This is a genomic window from Mycobacterium sp. GA-0227b (assembly GCF_001499855.1).
Classification (GTDB): Bacteria; Actinomycetota; Actinomycetes; order Mycobacteriales; family Mycobacteriaceae; genus Mycobacterium.
The window spans coordinates 156,439-170,343 of record NZ_LQIK01000034.1 but is presented as its reverse complement, the minus strand read 5'-3'; the positions used below and the strand labels follow the sequence as shown (position 1 = coordinate 170,343).

The window sequence follows — 13,905 nt, the reverse complement described above, 5'->3', positions numbered from 1 at the left end:
CTCTCAGCGAGGTCGGCTTCGTGGTTCTCATGGGGACCCCACCTGGCGGATTCCGTCCGGCGCGGCTCACTGTCGGCATCATTTCCGCAGGTCGCGTCGGTTCGGCGCTGGGCGTAGCCCTCGAGCGCGCCGAGCATGTCGTGGTGGCGTGCAGCGCGATCTCGCGCGCGTCACGCGACCGCGCGCATCGCAGGTTGCCCGATACGGCGGTGCTCCCGGTCGACGAGGTCGCAAGGCGCGCCGAACTCCTGCTGATTGCGGTGCCCGACGCCGTGCTCGCGGACCTGGTGTCCGGTTTGGCCGCGACCGGGTCGGTACGGGCGGGCACGATCGTCGCGCACACCTCCGGCGCCAACGGCATAGGCGTGCTGGCACCGCTGGCCGAGCAGGGTTGCATCCCGCTGGCGATCCACCCGGCGATGACGTTCACCGGGACCGACGAGGACATCGAACGGCTGCCCGACACCTGCTTCGGCGTGACCGCCGCCGACGAAGTCGCCTATGCGATCGCCCAGTCGCTGGTGCTCGAGATCGGCGGCGAGCCGTTCCGGGTCCGTGAGGACGCGCGCGCGCTGTATCACGCCGCCCTCGCGCACGGCGGCAACCACGTGGTCACCGTGCTGCTCGACGCGGTCGAAGCGCTGCGGTCCGCGCTGCGGGGTCAGGAACTGTTGGGTCAGGAACTGGTCGGCGACGCGCCGGGTGGCATCGCGGAGCGGGTGATCGGTCCGCTGGCGCGCGCCTCTCTGGAGAACGCGCTGCACCGCGGGCAGGCGGCGCTGACCGGACCCGTGGCGCGCGGCGACGCGGCCGCGGTCGCGACACATCTGGAGGCGTTGACAGAGGTGGATCCCGAAATGGCGCAGGCTTATCGGGCGAATTCTCTGCGCACCGCCCAGCGTGCGCACGCCCCCGACGAGGTATTCGCTGTGCTCGCAGCGGAACCCAGCGTCGGCCGGGGCGCGTCCACGCGTCAGCTGGGGACGGGCCGATGATCGGAAGCAAACCTCAGTTCACCGCGGGCGAATTGAACGTCTATTCGAACCCGCGCGACGTCTCGGCCGTCACGAGGGCGTTGCGCAACACCGGTCGCCGGGTGGTGCTGGTGCCGACGATGGGCGCCCTGCACGAGGGTCATCTCACGCTGATCCGCGCCGCCAAGCGGGTTCAGGGCGCCGTCGTGGTGGTGTCGATCTTCGTCAACCCGCTGCAGTTCGGCGAGGGCGAAGACCTCGACGCGTATCCGCGAAGCCTCGACGACGACCTGGCCGCGCTGCGCGACGAGGGTGTCGAGATCGCGTTCACACCGACCGTCGCAGACATGTACCCGAACGGCACCCGCACCGCCGTCCATCCCGGCCCGCTCGGATCGGACCTCGAAGGGTCCTCTCGGCCCGAGCATTTCGCGGGAGTGCTGACAGTCGTGCTCAAACTCCTCAACATCGTCCATCCCGACCGCGCCTACTTCGGGGAGAAGGACTACCAGCAGTTGGCGCTGATCAGGCAGATGGTCGTCGACCTCGACGTCGACACGCAGATCGTCGGCGTGCCGATCGTGCGGGAGGCCGACGGCCTGGCGATGTCGTCGCGCAATCGCTATCTCAACGAGGAGGAGCGGGAACACGCCGGCGCGCTGTCCGCGGCGCTGTTGGCGGGGATGTACGCGGCGGGCGAAGGTGCCGCGGCCGCGTTGGACGCGGCACGCGCGGTACTCGATGAGGTGCCCACCATCGAGGTCGACTACCTGCAGGTGCGAGACCCGATGCTGGGCCCCGCGCCCGTCGTGGGGGCGGCCCGCATGCTGGTGGCCGGTCGGCTCGGCCGCACCAGGCTGCTGGACAACATCGCCATCGACATCGGCGTCCCGTCGGGATCGGGCCCGGATGTCGCCTTTGACGAACACGAACTCCCTTGGAGGAATTGATGTTACGAACAATGCTCAAATCGAAGATCCACCGTGCCACGGTCACGCAAGCCGACCTGCACTACGTCGGATCGGTGACCATCGACGCGGACCTGATGGACGCCGCCGACCTGCTCGAAGGTGAGCAGGTGACCATCGTCGACATCGACAACGGTGCGCGGCTGGTGACGTACGCGATCACCGGCGAACGCGGCAGCGGGGTGATCGGGATCAACGGCGCGGCAGCGCATCTCGTGCATCCCGGCGACCTGGTGATCCTGATCGCCTACGGCACCATGGAGGACGCGGAGGCCCGTGCTTACCAACCTCGGATCGTGTTCGTCGACGCCGACAACAAGCAGATCGACCTGGGACACGACCCTGCGTTCGTACCGGCCGACGCGGCCGAACTGATGTCGCCACGGTAGTCGCGTGTTACTTGCGATCGACGTCCGCAACACCCACACCGTCGTGGGGTTGGTATCGGGCTCGGGAGATCATGCGAAAGTCGTTCAGCAGTGGCGGATCCGCACCGAATCCGAGGTGACCGCCGACGAACTCGCGCTGACCATCGACGGCCTAATCGGTGACGACTCCGAACATCTGACCGGGGCCGCCGGCCTGTCGACCGTCCCCTCGGTGATGCACGAGCTGCGCGAGATGTTGGGGCAGTACTGGCCGACGGTGCCACACGTGCTGATCGAGCCCGGGGTGCGCACCGGCATTCCGCTACTTGTGGACAACCCCAAAGAGGTCGGCGCCGACCGCATCGTGAATTGCCTTGCCGCATACCACAAGTACGGCACAGCTGCGATCGTGGTCGACTTCGGCTCGTCGATCTGCGTCGACGTCGTGTCGGCGAAAGGCGAATTCCTCGGCGGTGCGATAGCTCCTGGTGTCGAGGTGTCCTCCGACGCGGCGGCGGCCCGGTCGGCGGCACTGCGGCGCATCGAGCTGACCCGGCCACGATCGGTCATCGGCAAGAACACCGTCGAATGCATGCAGGCCGGTGCGGTGTTCGGGTTCGCGGGGCTGGTCGACGGGCTGGTGCAACGCATCCGCGACGACGTCGACGGCTTCTCGGGCACCGACGTTGCCGTGGTCGCGACCGGACACACCGCGCCGCTGGTGCTGCCGGACATGCGGACCGTTCAGCATTACGACGAGCACCTCACCCTCGACGGCCTGCGATTGGTATTCGAGCGCAACCGCGACAACCAACGCGGCCGCCTCAAACAAGCCCGCTAGAAGAACGTGCGGATCAGGTCGACGACGCGGTCCGCCTCGTCGAGCATCGGGATCATCGGCCACTTGTCGAACACCGTGCAGGGATGGGAGATCCCGAACTCCACCCAATCGCCGACATCGACGGAGTCGCCGCCCTCCAGACGAAGGTACGCGTGCTGATCGTTGAGCTTGGTGACGCTGCTGGCCGGCAACCGTCGCGGCACCGGCAGATCCTGGTCGAACGACACGTCTCGGCGGCCCATCGTCAACAGCGCCAAATCGGGTTGCGGGCGCGACATCACCTGCGCCCAGACGCTGAGCGCGGGCCGCAGCGCGTCGCGCAGCGGCGACGTCCGCCGGTACAGGCCGTCGTCGTGGGTGAGGTAGCAGCCGCTGCGCAGGATCACGCGCACCGACAGCCCGGCGGGCCAGCCGGTCAGGGCCTCGGCCACCGCATCGAAGTATGTGCTGCCGCCGGCGGTGGCGAGCACGACGTCGGTCTCGAAGAGCGGCGCCAACCGCAGCACCGCGGCGCGCACATCCGTCAGGTGCGACGTGACCGCGCCTATCGTCTCCAGCCCGTGGCCGAGGGCGGCCTCGTATCCGGCCACTCCGACGAGCCGCAACCGATCCGAGGCGGCGACCGCGTGGGCCACCGCGTCGACGGTGTCGCGGTCACGGCAACCGGTGCGCCCGCCCGGCATGCCGACCTCGACGCACACATCCACCGGGCGGACCGTGCCGGCGGCGGCCAACGCCGACGCCATCGACTCCACCCCTCGGACCGAGTCCACCCAGCACGTCACGTTGAAGGCCGGATCGGCATCGAGCTCGCCGCCGAGCCAGCGCAACCCGGCCTCGTCGACGAGCTCGTTGGCCAGGATCACGTCACGCACCCCGAACGCCCGGAACACCCGCACCTGGCTGACGGTGGCGGCGGTGACCGCGCAGGCTCCGGCCTCGAGCTGACGGGCCAGCAGCTGCGGCGCCATGTGCGTCTTGCCGTGCGGAGCCAACTGCACTCCGTGCGCGGCACACCACCGCGCCATGGTCGTGATGTTGTGTGCCACCGCCTCGGCCCGCAGGACGCAGACCGGGCCGATGGCGCCGTCGGCGAACAGATCGGGCCTGCGCCCACAGATTTCCTCGACCGTGCGGCCCCACCAGGCGGCGGGCAGCCCCTTGAACCGCCAGTCCAGCGGTTCGTCGGCCAGCGCGGCCACGGCCGCTGCGCTGATCGGGGCCGTCATGGGTTCATTTAAGCTGGCACGACGTGACCGAACCTGACTCGCCCCGCACCGCACCGGCAGCGGCATCCGAGGCCGACATTCCGGAGCAGTACCGGATCCGTCAGGCCAAGCGTGAGCGACTGCTCGTCGAGGGGCGGGACCCGTACCCGGTCGAGGTTGCGCGCACCCACACCCTGGCCGAGATCCGCCAGGCCTATCCCGACCTGGCCGCCGACACCGAGACCGGCCAGATCGTCGGGGTCGCCGGCCGCGTGATGTTCGCCCGGAACTCCGGCAAGCTCTGTTTTGCCACCCTTCAGGAGGGCGACGGCACCCAGCTGCAGGCGATGGTCAGCTTCAACAAGGTCGGACAGGAATCGCTGGACGCGTGGAAAGCCGACGTCGACCTCGGCGACATCGTGTTCGTCCACGGCGAAGTGATCAGCTCCCGGCGCGGCGAACTCTCCGTGCTGGCCGATTCCTGGCGAATTGTTTCGAAAGCCTTGCGGCCACTGCCGGTCGCGCACAAGGAGATGAGCGAAGAGTCGCGGGTGCGGCAACGCTACATCGACCTGATCGTGCGGCCCGAGGCCCGTGCCATTGCCCGTCAGCGAGTCGCAGTGGTGCGGGCGCTGCGGTCGGCGCTGGAACGGCGCGGTTTCCTCGAAGTCGAAACACCGATGCTGCAGACGCTCGCCGGCGGCGCAGCGGCCCGGCCTTTCGTGACGCACTCCAACGCGCTGGACGCGGACCTGTACCTTCGCATCGCGCCCGAACTGTTTCTCAAGCGGGCGATGGTCGGCGGATTCGAGCGCGTCTTCGAGCTGAATCGGGTGTTCCGAAACGAAGGCGCAGATTCCACACATTCACCGGAATTCGCGATGCTCGAGACATATCAGGCATACGGAACCTACGACGATTCCGCAGTCATGATCCGAGAGCTTATTCAAGAGGTTGCCGATGAGGCGATCGGAACGCGAAACGTGCCATTGCCTGATGGCACAGTCTACGATCTGGACGGCGAATGGCAGTCCATCGAAATGTATCCGTCGCTATCCGAAGCACTGGGCGAAGACATCACTCCCGAAACGGCGGCCGAACGGTTATGGAAGATCGCGGATCGGCTCGGTGTCGAGATTCCGCGTGATCGCGGTTACGGGCACGGGAAATTGGTCGAGGAGCTTTGGGAGCACACCGTCGGCAACACGCTGTGGGCACCGACCTTCGTCCGCGACTTTCCCGTCGAGACGACCCCCCTGACGCGCGAACACCGCAGCATTCCGGGCGTCACCGAGAAATGGGATCTCTACATCCGGCGCTTCGAGTTGGCCACCGGGTATTCCGAGCTGGTCGACCCGGTAATCCAACGGGAAAGGTTCGAAGCCCAGGCCAAGGCGGCGGCCGCCGGCGACGACGAGGCAATGGCTCTCGACGAAGATTTTCTCGCCGCCATGGAGTATGCAATGCCGCCATCCACGGGCACCGGAATGGGCATCGATAGGTTGTTGATGGCATTGACGGGACTGTCGATTCGGGAGACAGTTTTGTTTCCGATTGTTCGGCGTCACGGGAACTGAACACCGTCTATTCTGATTATGTTGAAGGGGGCACACACATATGGCACATTGGTGCCGGGGTTCGAGGACTTAACCGCGATCCGGTGATCGCGCAGAAGGGCGTGTGGGAAAAATGGCGAAGAAAGTTACCGTTACGTTGGTCGATGATTTCGACGGCGAAGGTGCGGCTGACGAGACGGTTGAATTCGGCCTCGACGGGGTGAGCTACGAGATCGACCTTTCTTCGAAGAATGCCGCGAAGTTGCGGAATGACCTGAAGCAGTGGGTCGAGGCCGGCCGGCGGGTGGGCGGCCGTCGACGCGGCCGTTCCGCAGGGTCGGGACGCGGGCGCGCGGCCATCGACCGTGAGCAGAGTGCGGCCATCCGGGAGTGGGCGCGGCGCAACGGCCACAATGTCTCGACCCGCGGCCGCATACCCGCCGACGTGATCGACGCCTTCCACGCGGCGACGTAGCCGGGGAGTCCGGGGAGTTCTCCAGCCCGTTCGCTAGCCGCGAACCTGCTGCGGCTCGATCGGGAAACGAATCCCCCCGTCGACGCGTTGCTACTCGGTAGCGTCGGGTATTCGACCCGATACGCATTGATGCCGTTGTCCGCGCAGAGCTGACCGGCGGGCGGGGCATCGGGGCGAGCCGCCCATTAGAGTGGACGGCAGGTGCGGTGCGTCGCTCGGAGCCTTCGAGGCGCATGGCACCGACCTATTGATGGAGAGCAGGTAACCACCGATGTTCGAGAGATTCACCGACCGTGCCCGCAGGGTCGTCGTCCTGGCTCAAGAAGAGGCCCGGATGCTCAACCACAACTACATCGGAACCGAGCACATCCTGTTGGGACTCATTCACGAGGGCGAAGGTGTAGCGGCCAAGTCACTGGAGTCGCTGGGCATCTCGCTCGAGGGCGTGCGCAGCCAGGTCGAGGAGATCATCGGCCAGGGCCAGCAGGCGCCGTCCGGCCACATTCCGTTCACCCCGCGCGCCAAGAAGGTGCTGGAGCTGAGCCTGCGCGAGGCGCTGCAGCTCGGCCACAACTACATCGGCACCGAGCACATCCTGCTCGGCCTGATCCGTGAGGGAGAGGGCGTCGCCGCCCAGGTGCTGGTCAAGCTCGGCGCCGAGCTGACGCGCGTGCGCCAGCAGGTCATCCAGCTGCTGAGCGGCTATCAGGGCAAGGAGACCGCGGAGGCCGGCACCGGCGGCCGCGGCGGTGAGGCCGGCAACCCGTCGACCTCGCTGGTGCTCGACCAGTTCGGGCGCAACCTGACCGCCGCCGCGATGGAGGGCAAGCTCGACCCGGTCATCGGCCGCGAGAAGGAAATCGAGCGGGTCATGCAGGTGCTGAGCCGCCGCACCAAGAACAACCCCGTGCTGATCGGCGAGCCCGGCGTCGGCAAGACCGCCGTCGTCGAAGGCCTGGCCCAGGCCATCGTGCACGGCGAGGTCCCCGAGACGCTGAAGGACAAGCAGCTCTACACGCTCGACCTCGGCTCGCTGGTCGCGGGCTCGAGGTATCGCGGTGATTTCGAGGAACGCCTGAAGAAGGTCCTCAAGGAGATCAACACCCGCGGCGACATCATCCTGTTCATCGACGAGCTGCACACGCTCGTGGGTGCGGGCGCCGCCGAGGGTGCGATCGACGCGGCCAGCATCCTCAAGCCGAAGCTGGCCCGCGGGGAGCTGCAGACCATCGGCGCCACCACGCTCGACGAGTACCGCAAGTACATCGAGAAGGACGCCGCCCTCGAGCGCCGGTTCCAGCCGGTTCAGGTCGGTGAGCCGACGGTCGAGCACACCATCGAGATCCTCAAAGGTCTGCGCGACCGGTACGAGGCGCACCACCGCGTCTCGATCACCGATTCGGCGATGGTCGCGGCCGCCACGCTGGCCGACCGCTACATCAACGACCGGTTCCTGCCGGACAAGGCGATCGACCTGATCGACGAGGCCGGCGCCCGGATGCGCATCCGCCGGATGACCGCGCCGCCAGACCTGCGCGAGTTCGACGAGAAGATCGCCGATGCGCGCCGGGAGAAGGAGTCCGCGATCGACGCGCAGGACTTCGAGAAGGCGGCGAGCCTGCGCGACAAGGAGAAGCAGCTGGTCGCCCAGCGCGCCGAGCGGGAGAAGCAGTGGCGCTCAGGTGATCTCGACGTCGTCGCCGAGGTCGACGACGAGCAGATCGCCGAGGTGTTGGGCAACTGGACCGGCATCCCCGTGTTCAAGCTGACCGAGGAGGAGACCACTCGGCTGCTGCGCATGGAGGAGGAGCTGCACAAGCGGATCATCGGCCAGGAGGACGCCGTCAAGGCGGTCTCGAAGGCGATCCGCCGCACCCGCGCCGGGCTGAAGGACCCCAAGCGCCCGTCCGGTTCGTTCATCTTCGCCGGCCCATCTGGTGTCGGTAAGACCGAGCTGTCCAAGGCGCTGGCCAACTTCCTGTTCGGCGACGACGACGCGCTCATCCAGATCGACATGGGCGAGTTCCACGACCGCTTCACCGCCTCGCGGCTGTTCGGTGCCCCTCCGGGCTACGTCGGCTACGAGGAGGGCGGCCAGCTCACCGAGAAGGTGCGCCGCAAGCCGTTCAGCGTCGTGCTGTTCGACGAGATCGAGAAGGCGCACCAGGAGATCTACAACAGCCTGTTGCAGGTCCTCGAGGACGGCCGCCTCACCGACGGCCAGGGCCGCACGGTCGACTTCAAGAACACCGTGCTGATCTTCACCTCGAACCTCGGCACGTCCGACATCAGCAAGGCGGTCGGACTGGGCTTCAGCCCGGGTGGCGGCGAGAACAACTACGAGCGCATGAAGCAGAAGGTCAACGACGAGCTGAAGAAGCATTTCCGCCCAGAGTTCCTGAACCGCATCGACGACATCATCGTCTTCCACCAGCTGACTCGCGACGAGATCATCCGCATGGTCGACCTGATGATCGGCCGGGTGTCCAACCAGCTCAAGGCCAAGGACATGACGCTGGAGCTGACGGACATGGCCAAGGCACTGCTCGCCAAGCGCGGCTTCGATCCGGTGCTCGGCGCGCGGCCGCTGCGGCGCACCATCCAGCGCGAGATCGAGGACCAGCTGTCGGAGAAGATCCTGTTCGACGAGATCGGCCCGGGCCAGCTCGTCACTGTCGATGTCGAGAACTGGGACGGCGAAGGCGCCGGCGAGGATGCGGTGTTCACGTTCAAGGGAACCAAGAAACCGGCTCCGGTGGCCGAGCCCGACCTTGCTCAGGCCGGTGCGGCCGGAGCGGCCAGCGCGGCCGAGTAATTCACGCTGGAAGCGGGCGGTCACCCTACCCGGGTGGCCGCCCGTTCTCATGGACCGCCGAAAGTACGGTCGGTGTACGCGAAACCCGTAAAACCGTACGCACAGCGTGCACTCGGCGAAGAAGCCTTTTCTGGTCCGGCGCTCACGGCCGGCGCAATCCGTTTAGGATGTGCGATGTAATCGGCGGGCGAAGGAATCTGGTGAGAATCCAGAACGGTCGCGCCACTGTGTCAAGTCAGACCCGACGTTCGCCGTCAGCTCGACCCGATGCACGGCTCGTCGTGCGGGAACTGGGACGCGAAATCCCGGAAAGGACACCGACATGACCTCTCCCGAGGCCCGTAAGAGCGTTGCGCCCGCGCTGGACTTCTCGGCGACCAAGGCGGTGATGTGGTTGACGTTCACCGCGTTCTTCGCGCTCTTGGTGCTCTACTTCGTCGGCATGGATCAGGGTGCGACGTCGGTGTTCGGCAACAGCACCGTCATCCACGAGTTCGTGCATGACGCCCGCCACCTGCTCGGCTTCCCCTGCCACTGAGCGCACGGCACACCGAAGACAATGGAAAAGCAGATCATCGGGCGCGGCCTGCTCGCCGGCGCCCTGGCCGGACTGTTCGCGTTCGTCTTCGCCCGCATCTTCGTCGAACCAGTCATCGAGCGGGCGATCGGTTACGAGGAGGGCGTCGGCGCCGCGCACGAAGCGATGGCAGGCCACGCGCACGGCGGCCACAGCCACGGTGACGGGGGCGGGTTCGACCGTGTCGTGCAGGCCAACATCGGCATGGGCTTGGGTGTGCTGGCCTTCAGTGTCGCGATCGCCGCGTTGTTCGCGGTGGTCTTCACGGTGGCCTACGGGCGCGTCGGCGACGTCTCGGCGCGGCTGCTGTCGGTGTACGTGGCCGGCGGAATGTTGTTGAGCCTCTACATCGTCCCTTCGCTGAAGTATCCGGCGAGCCCACCGGCGCTCAGCCTGGACGAGACGATCCGCCAGCGCACGCTGCTGTACCTGCTGATGGTGGTGTTGTCCGCGGCGCTGCTGGTCGGCGCGGTGTATCTGGGTAGGCGGTTGGCTGACCGGCTGGGCGCATGGAACGCGACGTTGGCCGCTGCGGGGTCCTACGTCGTTGCGGTCGCGGTGCTGATGCTGGTGCTGCCGGCCATCCACGAAACGCCCGGGCCGCTGCGCGACGATGCGGGCACCATCGTCTACGAGGGCTTCCCGGCCGACGTGCTCTACGAGTTCCGGCTGTTTTCTCTCGGCACACAGGTCGTCATCTACACGACGATCGCCCTGGCGTTCGGCGCGATGGCCGCGCGGCTGCTCGGCGAGAAGCGGCGGGAGAGCGTTCGTTTGTGAGCGAGGTCGTTCGGCTGACGCTCGTGTCGCATGCGTTGACGGACGCGATGTCGGCCGGACGATTCCCGACCGACGAGCCGTTGAGCCCGATCGGCCACCGGCAGGTCGACGCGTCCATCGACCTGGGTGTCGCAGATGCCGCGTTCTGCGGACCTGAGAAGCGCACCAGGCAGACCGCCGAACTGCTCGGTCTGCAGGCCGAGGTCGACAGTCGGCTGGCCGATCTCGACTGCGGGCGATGGCGCGGTGACGTCCTCGGTGGGGTGCGACCGGCCGATCTGGCGGTCTGGTTGACCGACCCGACGCGGGCACCGCACGGCGGCGAATCGGTCGTCGACCTGGTCGAGCGGGTGCGCGACTGGATGGAGTCGCTGACGACGGTCCGCAGCAGGATCGTCGTGGTGACGCACCCGGCGGTGATCCGGGCGGCCATTCTGGTGGCGCTCGATGCGCCCGCAAAGTCGTTCTGGCGCATCGACGTTGCGCCGGTCAGCCGCACGGTGATGCACTTTCGCGGGCACGCGTGGACGCTCCGGTCGAACCGCTAACCGCTCAGCGGCTCCAGGCGAAAGGCCTGGCGCACGATCGACAACAGCCAACCCGCGGCCGTCGGGCTGCGGTACCTGGGCCAGTTCAACTGGAAGCTGACGACCCACGGCTGGCCGGTGTGGTCGACGGCATACCAGCTGAACGTCAGGTCGCCCGGCAGGTTTCCGCCCTTGGCGCCGATGTAGTCCCACTTGGACCGGTCCAGATCGATGCCGGGAATCGCGGCGAGGATGTCCTTGACGGGTGCGGCCTCGCCGACAGCGGCCGCCTGCAGGGCGATGTGCACGCGGCAGATGTCGGCGGCGCTGCCGTACCACTCCGCGCCGAAGTTCGACGCCGGGGTGTGCGTGCGTTGTGGATCCGGTTCGTAGGGGCGCGAATTCGTCTGCTTCAGCAGTTGCGCACGAGCCTGCGGCTTGCCTTGTTCGACCGCCTGCTGCCACTGTTCGCGCAGGTCCGGTCGACCCCAACCGACCGAGAACATCTCGTGCATGGTCGGGAACGGCGTCATGCTGCCCGGGTCGTGATGGCCCGCCGCGACCAGCGCCCGCTCCACCGCACCGGGACCGAGGCGCGCGATCAGCAGATCGGTGGCCATATTGTCGCTCGCCGAAATCATCTGCTGCGCAGCAGTTCTCACCGACACTCGGGCGCCGGGCGGCAGTTCTTCGAGACCGGCCGATCCGACCGCCTTGGCTCGCTTCGTGATGGTCAACGTGTCGGTCCACGCGAGCGTGCCGGCCTTCACTGCGTCGGCAACCGCAAGCAGCACATAGAGTTTGAATATCGACGCCAACGGCAGCGACAGTTCGGTGTTGGTCCCGGCCACCACCTCGCACCGGTTCGCTTCCACCTTCGACACCTGATACGAATATCGCGCGCCCGACTTGGTCAGCTCGGCATCGACATCAGCCCATTCGTCGATGACCGGCGGCCGTAGCGACACGTCCAACCCGTCGACCATGCCGGCGCCGTTGGTGCTCAGGTCGATTTCCTGTGCGACGCCATAAGACGTCAGCACACCCACCTTGGCTTGGCCGGCGCCGATCTCCACGTCGGTGACGGTGAACGGCCGGTCCCACCAGATCCGGTCGAGCTTGAACGCGATGTCGTCGACCTTCTCGGGAACCGCCAGCGTGCGCACCCCCACCGGGCCGATCGGCCAGTCGGAGTTGAGCATGTCCAGGGTCTGCTTGGCCCGCAGACCCTGCGGCGTGTTGATCTCGATCGGCGTGCCGTATGCGGCGTCGGCCGGTGGGGTGTGGACCTTCGAGCAACCGGCGAGCGCGACGACGACGGAGACTGCGACCGTCAGCCCGAGCGCGCGGCGCGCGGTACGCCTGCCCCTAGTGAGTGGCACCCGCAACGTCGAGGACGACCTCGAACTCGAGCAGCGACGCACCGGTGGCGACCGGGTTGGCCTGCTGGCCTTTGTGCGCTTCGATGGCCGGGCCCGTGGCCCAGGCTTGGAAAGCTTCCTCGGACTCCCACTGCGTCACCACGAAGTAGCGGTTCTCGCCCTTGACGGGGCGCAGAAGCTGAAAGCCGAGGAAGCCGGGCTGGTTGTCGACGGCATGGGCGCGGTGTGCGAACCGCTTCTCCAGTTCGGGACCGGCGTCGGGCGGGACCTCGATTGCGTTGATCTTCACCACGGGGTTCTGGCTGGGCATGCGCTAAAGGCTACCGAATGCACTGCGCGCATCCCGAGGCACGATGATGTCTCCCATGCCGTCCCCAGCACGCGAGTGGGCCCACCTGACCCGTCGCGGTGGTAGGGGCCGCCCGCTGGTCCTCGTGCACGGCCTGATGGGGCGGGGCAGCACGTGGACTCGCCAGCTCCCGTGGCTGACTCAGCTGGGCGATGTCTATACCTACGACGCGCCGTGGCACCGGGGCCGTGACGTCGACGAGGCCGGCCCGATCAGCACCGAAAGGTTCGTCGAAGAACTCGGCGACGCGGTGGCGACAATCGGCAGGCCCAGCGTCCTGATCGGGCATTCGATGGGCGGCCTGCACTCCTGGTGCCTGGCCGCGACGCGACCCGACTTGGTGGAGGCGTTGGTCGTCGAGGACATGGCACCGGACTTCCGCGGCCGCACCACCGGGCCGTGGGAGCCGTGGCTGCACGCGCTGCCGATCGAATTCGACTCCGCGCAACGGGTTTACGACGAGTTCGGACCGGTGGCCGGCCAGTACTTTCTGGAGGCATTCGACCGCACAGCGACCGGCTGGCGGTTACACGGTGAGCCCAAGGTGTGGATCGAAATCGCCGCCGAGTGGGGCACCCGCGACTACTGGCGCGAGTGGGAAGCGGTGCGCGTACCGGCGCTGCTTCTCGAGGCGGGCAACTCCGTCACACCTGAAGGCCAGATGGCTCAGATGGCTGAGATGGCGCAGACCGGCCACCGGACGACGTATCTGCGTGTGCCCGGCGCAGGTCACCTCGTGCACGACGACGCACCGCAGGCCTACCGGCAGGCGGTCGAGTCGTTCCTATCGGCGCTTCCCGAGGGCGGCTGAGGAGGACCAGCCCGACGCGCGCTCGAACCGGGTGCGGATCGCGTCGAGATCATGCTCGATGCGCAGCAGGTCGCGGTCGTCCTCGAAGAGCCGGCCCGCCATCGGCGCCGCGACGCGGAACTGGTCAGGGTGCAGCCGCAGGACGCCCGAGCGGTGGGCGACCCAACCGAACGCCGCGGCCACCGCGAACGGGGATGCCAGAAGCAGGAGTGTCAGTGCAGTGGTCATGGCAGTAATCTTTCGCCGAGACATATCCAGCCACCAGTGGCAGGAA

15 protein-coding genes are annotated in these 13,905 nt (G+C 67.2%); 11 read left to right on the top strand and 4 right to left on the bottom strand.

Going from position 1 to position 13,905, the window contains the following annotated elements; genetic code table 11:
• Nucleotides 1-29 precede the first annotated feature (29 nt).
• Genes AU185_RS24060 through AU185_RS24045 form a run of 4 tightly spaced genes read left to right on the top strand, consistent with a single transcriptional unit; the run spans nucleotide 30 to nucleotide 3,151 of the window.
• Nucleotides 30-995, top strand: coding sequence for a Rossmann-like and DUF2520 domain-containing protein (locus AU185_RS24060; protein WP_059101684.1), 966 nt, complete (start codon nucleotides 30-32; stop codon nucleotides 993-995).
• Complete coding sequence (gene panC, locus AU185_RS24055; RefSeq protein ID WP_059101683.1) at nucleotides 992-1,924, top strand: pantoate--beta-alanine ligase; 933 nt, start codon at nucleotides 992-994, stop codon at nucleotides 1,922-1,924. Before AU185_RS24060 ends, panC begins: the two co-directional genes overlap by 4 nt.
• A complete protein-coding gene (panD, locus tag AU185_RS24050) occupies nucleotides 1,924-2,331 on the top strand; it encodes an aspartate 1-decarboxylase (protein WP_059101682.1) in 408 nt (135 codons plus the stop codon). The genes panC and panD overlap by 1 nt, the downstream gene beginning before the upstream one ends.
• Nucleotides 2,332-2,335: 4 nt before the next feature.
• Nucleotides 2,336-3,151: a type III pantothenate kinase gene (locus tag AU185_RS24045; RefSeq protein WP_059101681.1), complete on the top strand. Its 816-nt coding sequence runs from the start codon at nucleotides 2,336-2,338 to the stop codon at nucleotides 3,149-3,151.
• Here AU185_RS24045 and AU185_RS24040 read toward each other — a convergent pair.
• Nucleotides 3,148-4,380: an alanine racemase gene (locus AU185_RS24040; RefSeq protein ID WP_059101680.1), complete on the bottom strand. Its 1,233-nt coding sequence runs from the start codon at nucleotides 4,378-4,380 to the stop codon at nucleotides 3,148-3,150. The two genes, AU185_RS24045 and AU185_RS24040, sit on opposite strands and share 4 nt — an antisense overlap.
• Nucleotides 4,381-4,403: 23 nt before the next feature.
• Here AU185_RS24040 and lysS point away from each other — a divergent pair, with 23 nt between their 5' ends.
• The 6 genes from lysS to AU185_RS24010 all read left to right on the top strand — a co-directional run bounded on the left by lysS (nucleotide 4,404) and on the right by AU185_RS24010 (nucleotide 11,110).
• Nucleotides 4,404-5,936, top strand: a complete 1,533-nt coding sequence (lysS, locus tag AU185_RS24035) for a lysine--tRNA ligase (RefSeq protein ID WP_059101679.1) — start codon at nucleotides 4,404-4,406, stop codon at nucleotides 5,934-5,936.
• A gap of 112 nt (nucleotides 5,937-6,048) precedes the next feature.
• Nucleotides 6,049-6,390: a histone-like nucleoid-structuring protein Lsr2 gene (gene lsr2 / locus AU185_RS24030; RefSeq protein WP_059101678.1), complete on the top strand. Its 342-nt coding sequence runs from the start codon at nucleotides 6,049-6,051 to the stop codon at nucleotides 6,388-6,390.
• A gap of 271 nt (nucleotides 6,391-6,661) precedes the next feature.
• Nucleotides 6,662-9,205 carry an ATP-dependent protease ATP-binding subunit ClpC gene (gene clpC1, locus AU185_RS24025; protein ID WP_059101677.1) on the top strand — a complete coding sequence of 848 codons (2,544 nt, stop codon included), beginning with the start codon at nucleotides 6,662-6,664 and terminating at the stop codon, nucleotides 9,203-9,205.
• A 322-nt stretch (nucleotides 9,206-9,527) separates the two neighbouring features.
• A complete protein-coding gene (locus AU185_RS24020) occupies nucleotides 9,528-9,743 on the top strand; it encodes a CbtB domain-containing protein (RefSeq protein WP_059101676.1) in 216 nt (71 codons plus the stop codon).
• Between the two features lie 21 nt (nucleotides 9,744-9,764).
• Nucleotides 9,765-10,562: a CbtA family protein gene (locus tag AU185_RS24015; protein ID WP_059101675.1), complete on the top strand. Its 798-nt coding sequence runs from the start codon at nucleotides 9,765-9,767 to the stop codon at nucleotides 10,560-10,562.
• Entirely contained in the window at nucleotides 10,559-11,110 is a 552-nt protein-coding gene (locus tag AU185_RS24010) for a histidine phosphatase family protein (protein WP_059101674.1), read from the top strand. The genes AU185_RS24015 and AU185_RS24010 overlap by 4 nt, the downstream gene beginning before the upstream one ends.
• Here the strand turns inward: AU185_RS24010 and AU185_RS24005 are convergent.
• Both AU185_RS24005 and mhuD read right to left on the bottom strand, forming a co-directional pair.
• On the bottom strand, nucleotides 11,107-12,477 hold the full coding sequence (locus AU185_RS24005; RefSeq protein WP_197413460.1) for a serine hydrolase: 1,371 nt from the start codon (nucleotides 12,475-12,477) through the stop codon (nucleotides 11,107-11,109). The two genes, AU185_RS24010 and AU185_RS24005, sit on opposite strands and share 4 nt — an antisense overlap.
• Nucleotides 12,458-12,781 (bottom strand): mycobilin-forming heme oxygenase MhuD, encoded by a 324-nt coding sequence (gene mhuD / locus AU185_RS24000; RefSeq protein ID WP_059101672.1) that lies wholly within the window; start codon nucleotides 12,779-12,781, stop codon nucleotides 12,458-12,460. Before mhuD ends, AU185_RS24005 begins: the two co-directional genes overlap by 20 nt.
• Nucleotides 12,782-12,836: 55 nt before the next feature.
• On the opposite strand from mhuD, the gene AU185_RS23995 reads away from it, so the two are divergent.
• A complete protein-coding gene (locus AU185_RS23995; RefSeq protein WP_059101840.1) occupies nucleotides 12,837-13,631 on the top strand; it encodes an alpha/beta fold hydrolase in 795 nt (264 codons plus the stop codon).
• Here AU185_RS23995 and AU185_RS23990 read toward each other — a convergent pair.
• On the bottom strand, nucleotides 13,605-13,859 hold the full coding sequence (locus tag AU185_RS23990; RefSeq protein ID WP_059101671.1) for a hypothetical protein: 255 nt from the start codon (nucleotides 13,857-13,859) through the stop codon (nucleotides 13,605-13,607). The genes AU185_RS23995 and AU185_RS23990 overlap by 27 nt on opposite strands.
• Between the last annotated feature and the right edge of the window lie 46 nt (nucleotides 13,860-13,905).

Bases quoted from the DNA above. Each gene is read 5' to 3' on its own strand.
- AU185_RS24060 (WP_059101684.1), top strand. From the start codon at position 30: ATGGGGACCCCACCTGGCGGATTCCGTCCGGCGCGGCTCACTGTCGGC.
- panC (WP_059101683.1), top strand. From the start codon at position 992: ATGATCGGAAGCAAACCTCAGTTCACCGCGGGCGAATTGAACGTCTAT.
- panD (WP_059101682.1), top strand. From the start codon at position 1,924: ATGTTACGAACAATGCTCAAATCGAAGATCCACCGTGCCACGGTCACG.
- AU185_RS24040 (WP_059101680.1), bottom strand. From the start codon at position 4,380: ATGACGGCCCCGATCAGCGCAGCGGCCGTGGCCGCGCTGGCCGACGAA.
- lsr2 (WP_059101678.1), top strand. From the start codon at position 6,049: ATGGCGAAGAAAGTTACCGTTACGTTGGTCGATGATTTCGACGGCGAA.
- clpC1 (WP_059101677.1), top strand. From the start codon at position 6,662: ATGTTCGAGAGATTCACCGACCGTGCCCGCAGGGTCGTCGTCCTGGCT.
- AU185_RS24020 (WP_059101676.1), top strand. From the start codon at position 9,528: ATGACCTCTCCCGAGGCCCGTAAGAGCGTTGCGCCCGCGCTGGACTTC.
- AU185_RS24015 (WP_059101675.1), top strand. From the start codon at position 9,765: ATGGAAAAGCAGATCATCGGGCGCGGCCTGCTCGCCGGCGCCCTGGCC.
- mhuD (WP_059101672.1), bottom strand. From the start codon at position 12,781: ATGCCCAGCCAGAACCCCGTGGTGAAGATCAACGCAATCGAGGTCCCG.
- AU185_RS23995 (WP_059101840.1), top strand. From the start codon at position 12,837: ATGCCGTCCCCAGCACGCGAGTGGGCCCACCTGACCCGTCGCGGTGGT.
- AU185_RS23990 (WP_059101671.1), bottom strand. From the start codon at position 13,859: ATGACCACTGCACTGACACTCCTGCTTCTGGCATCCCCGTTCGCGGTG.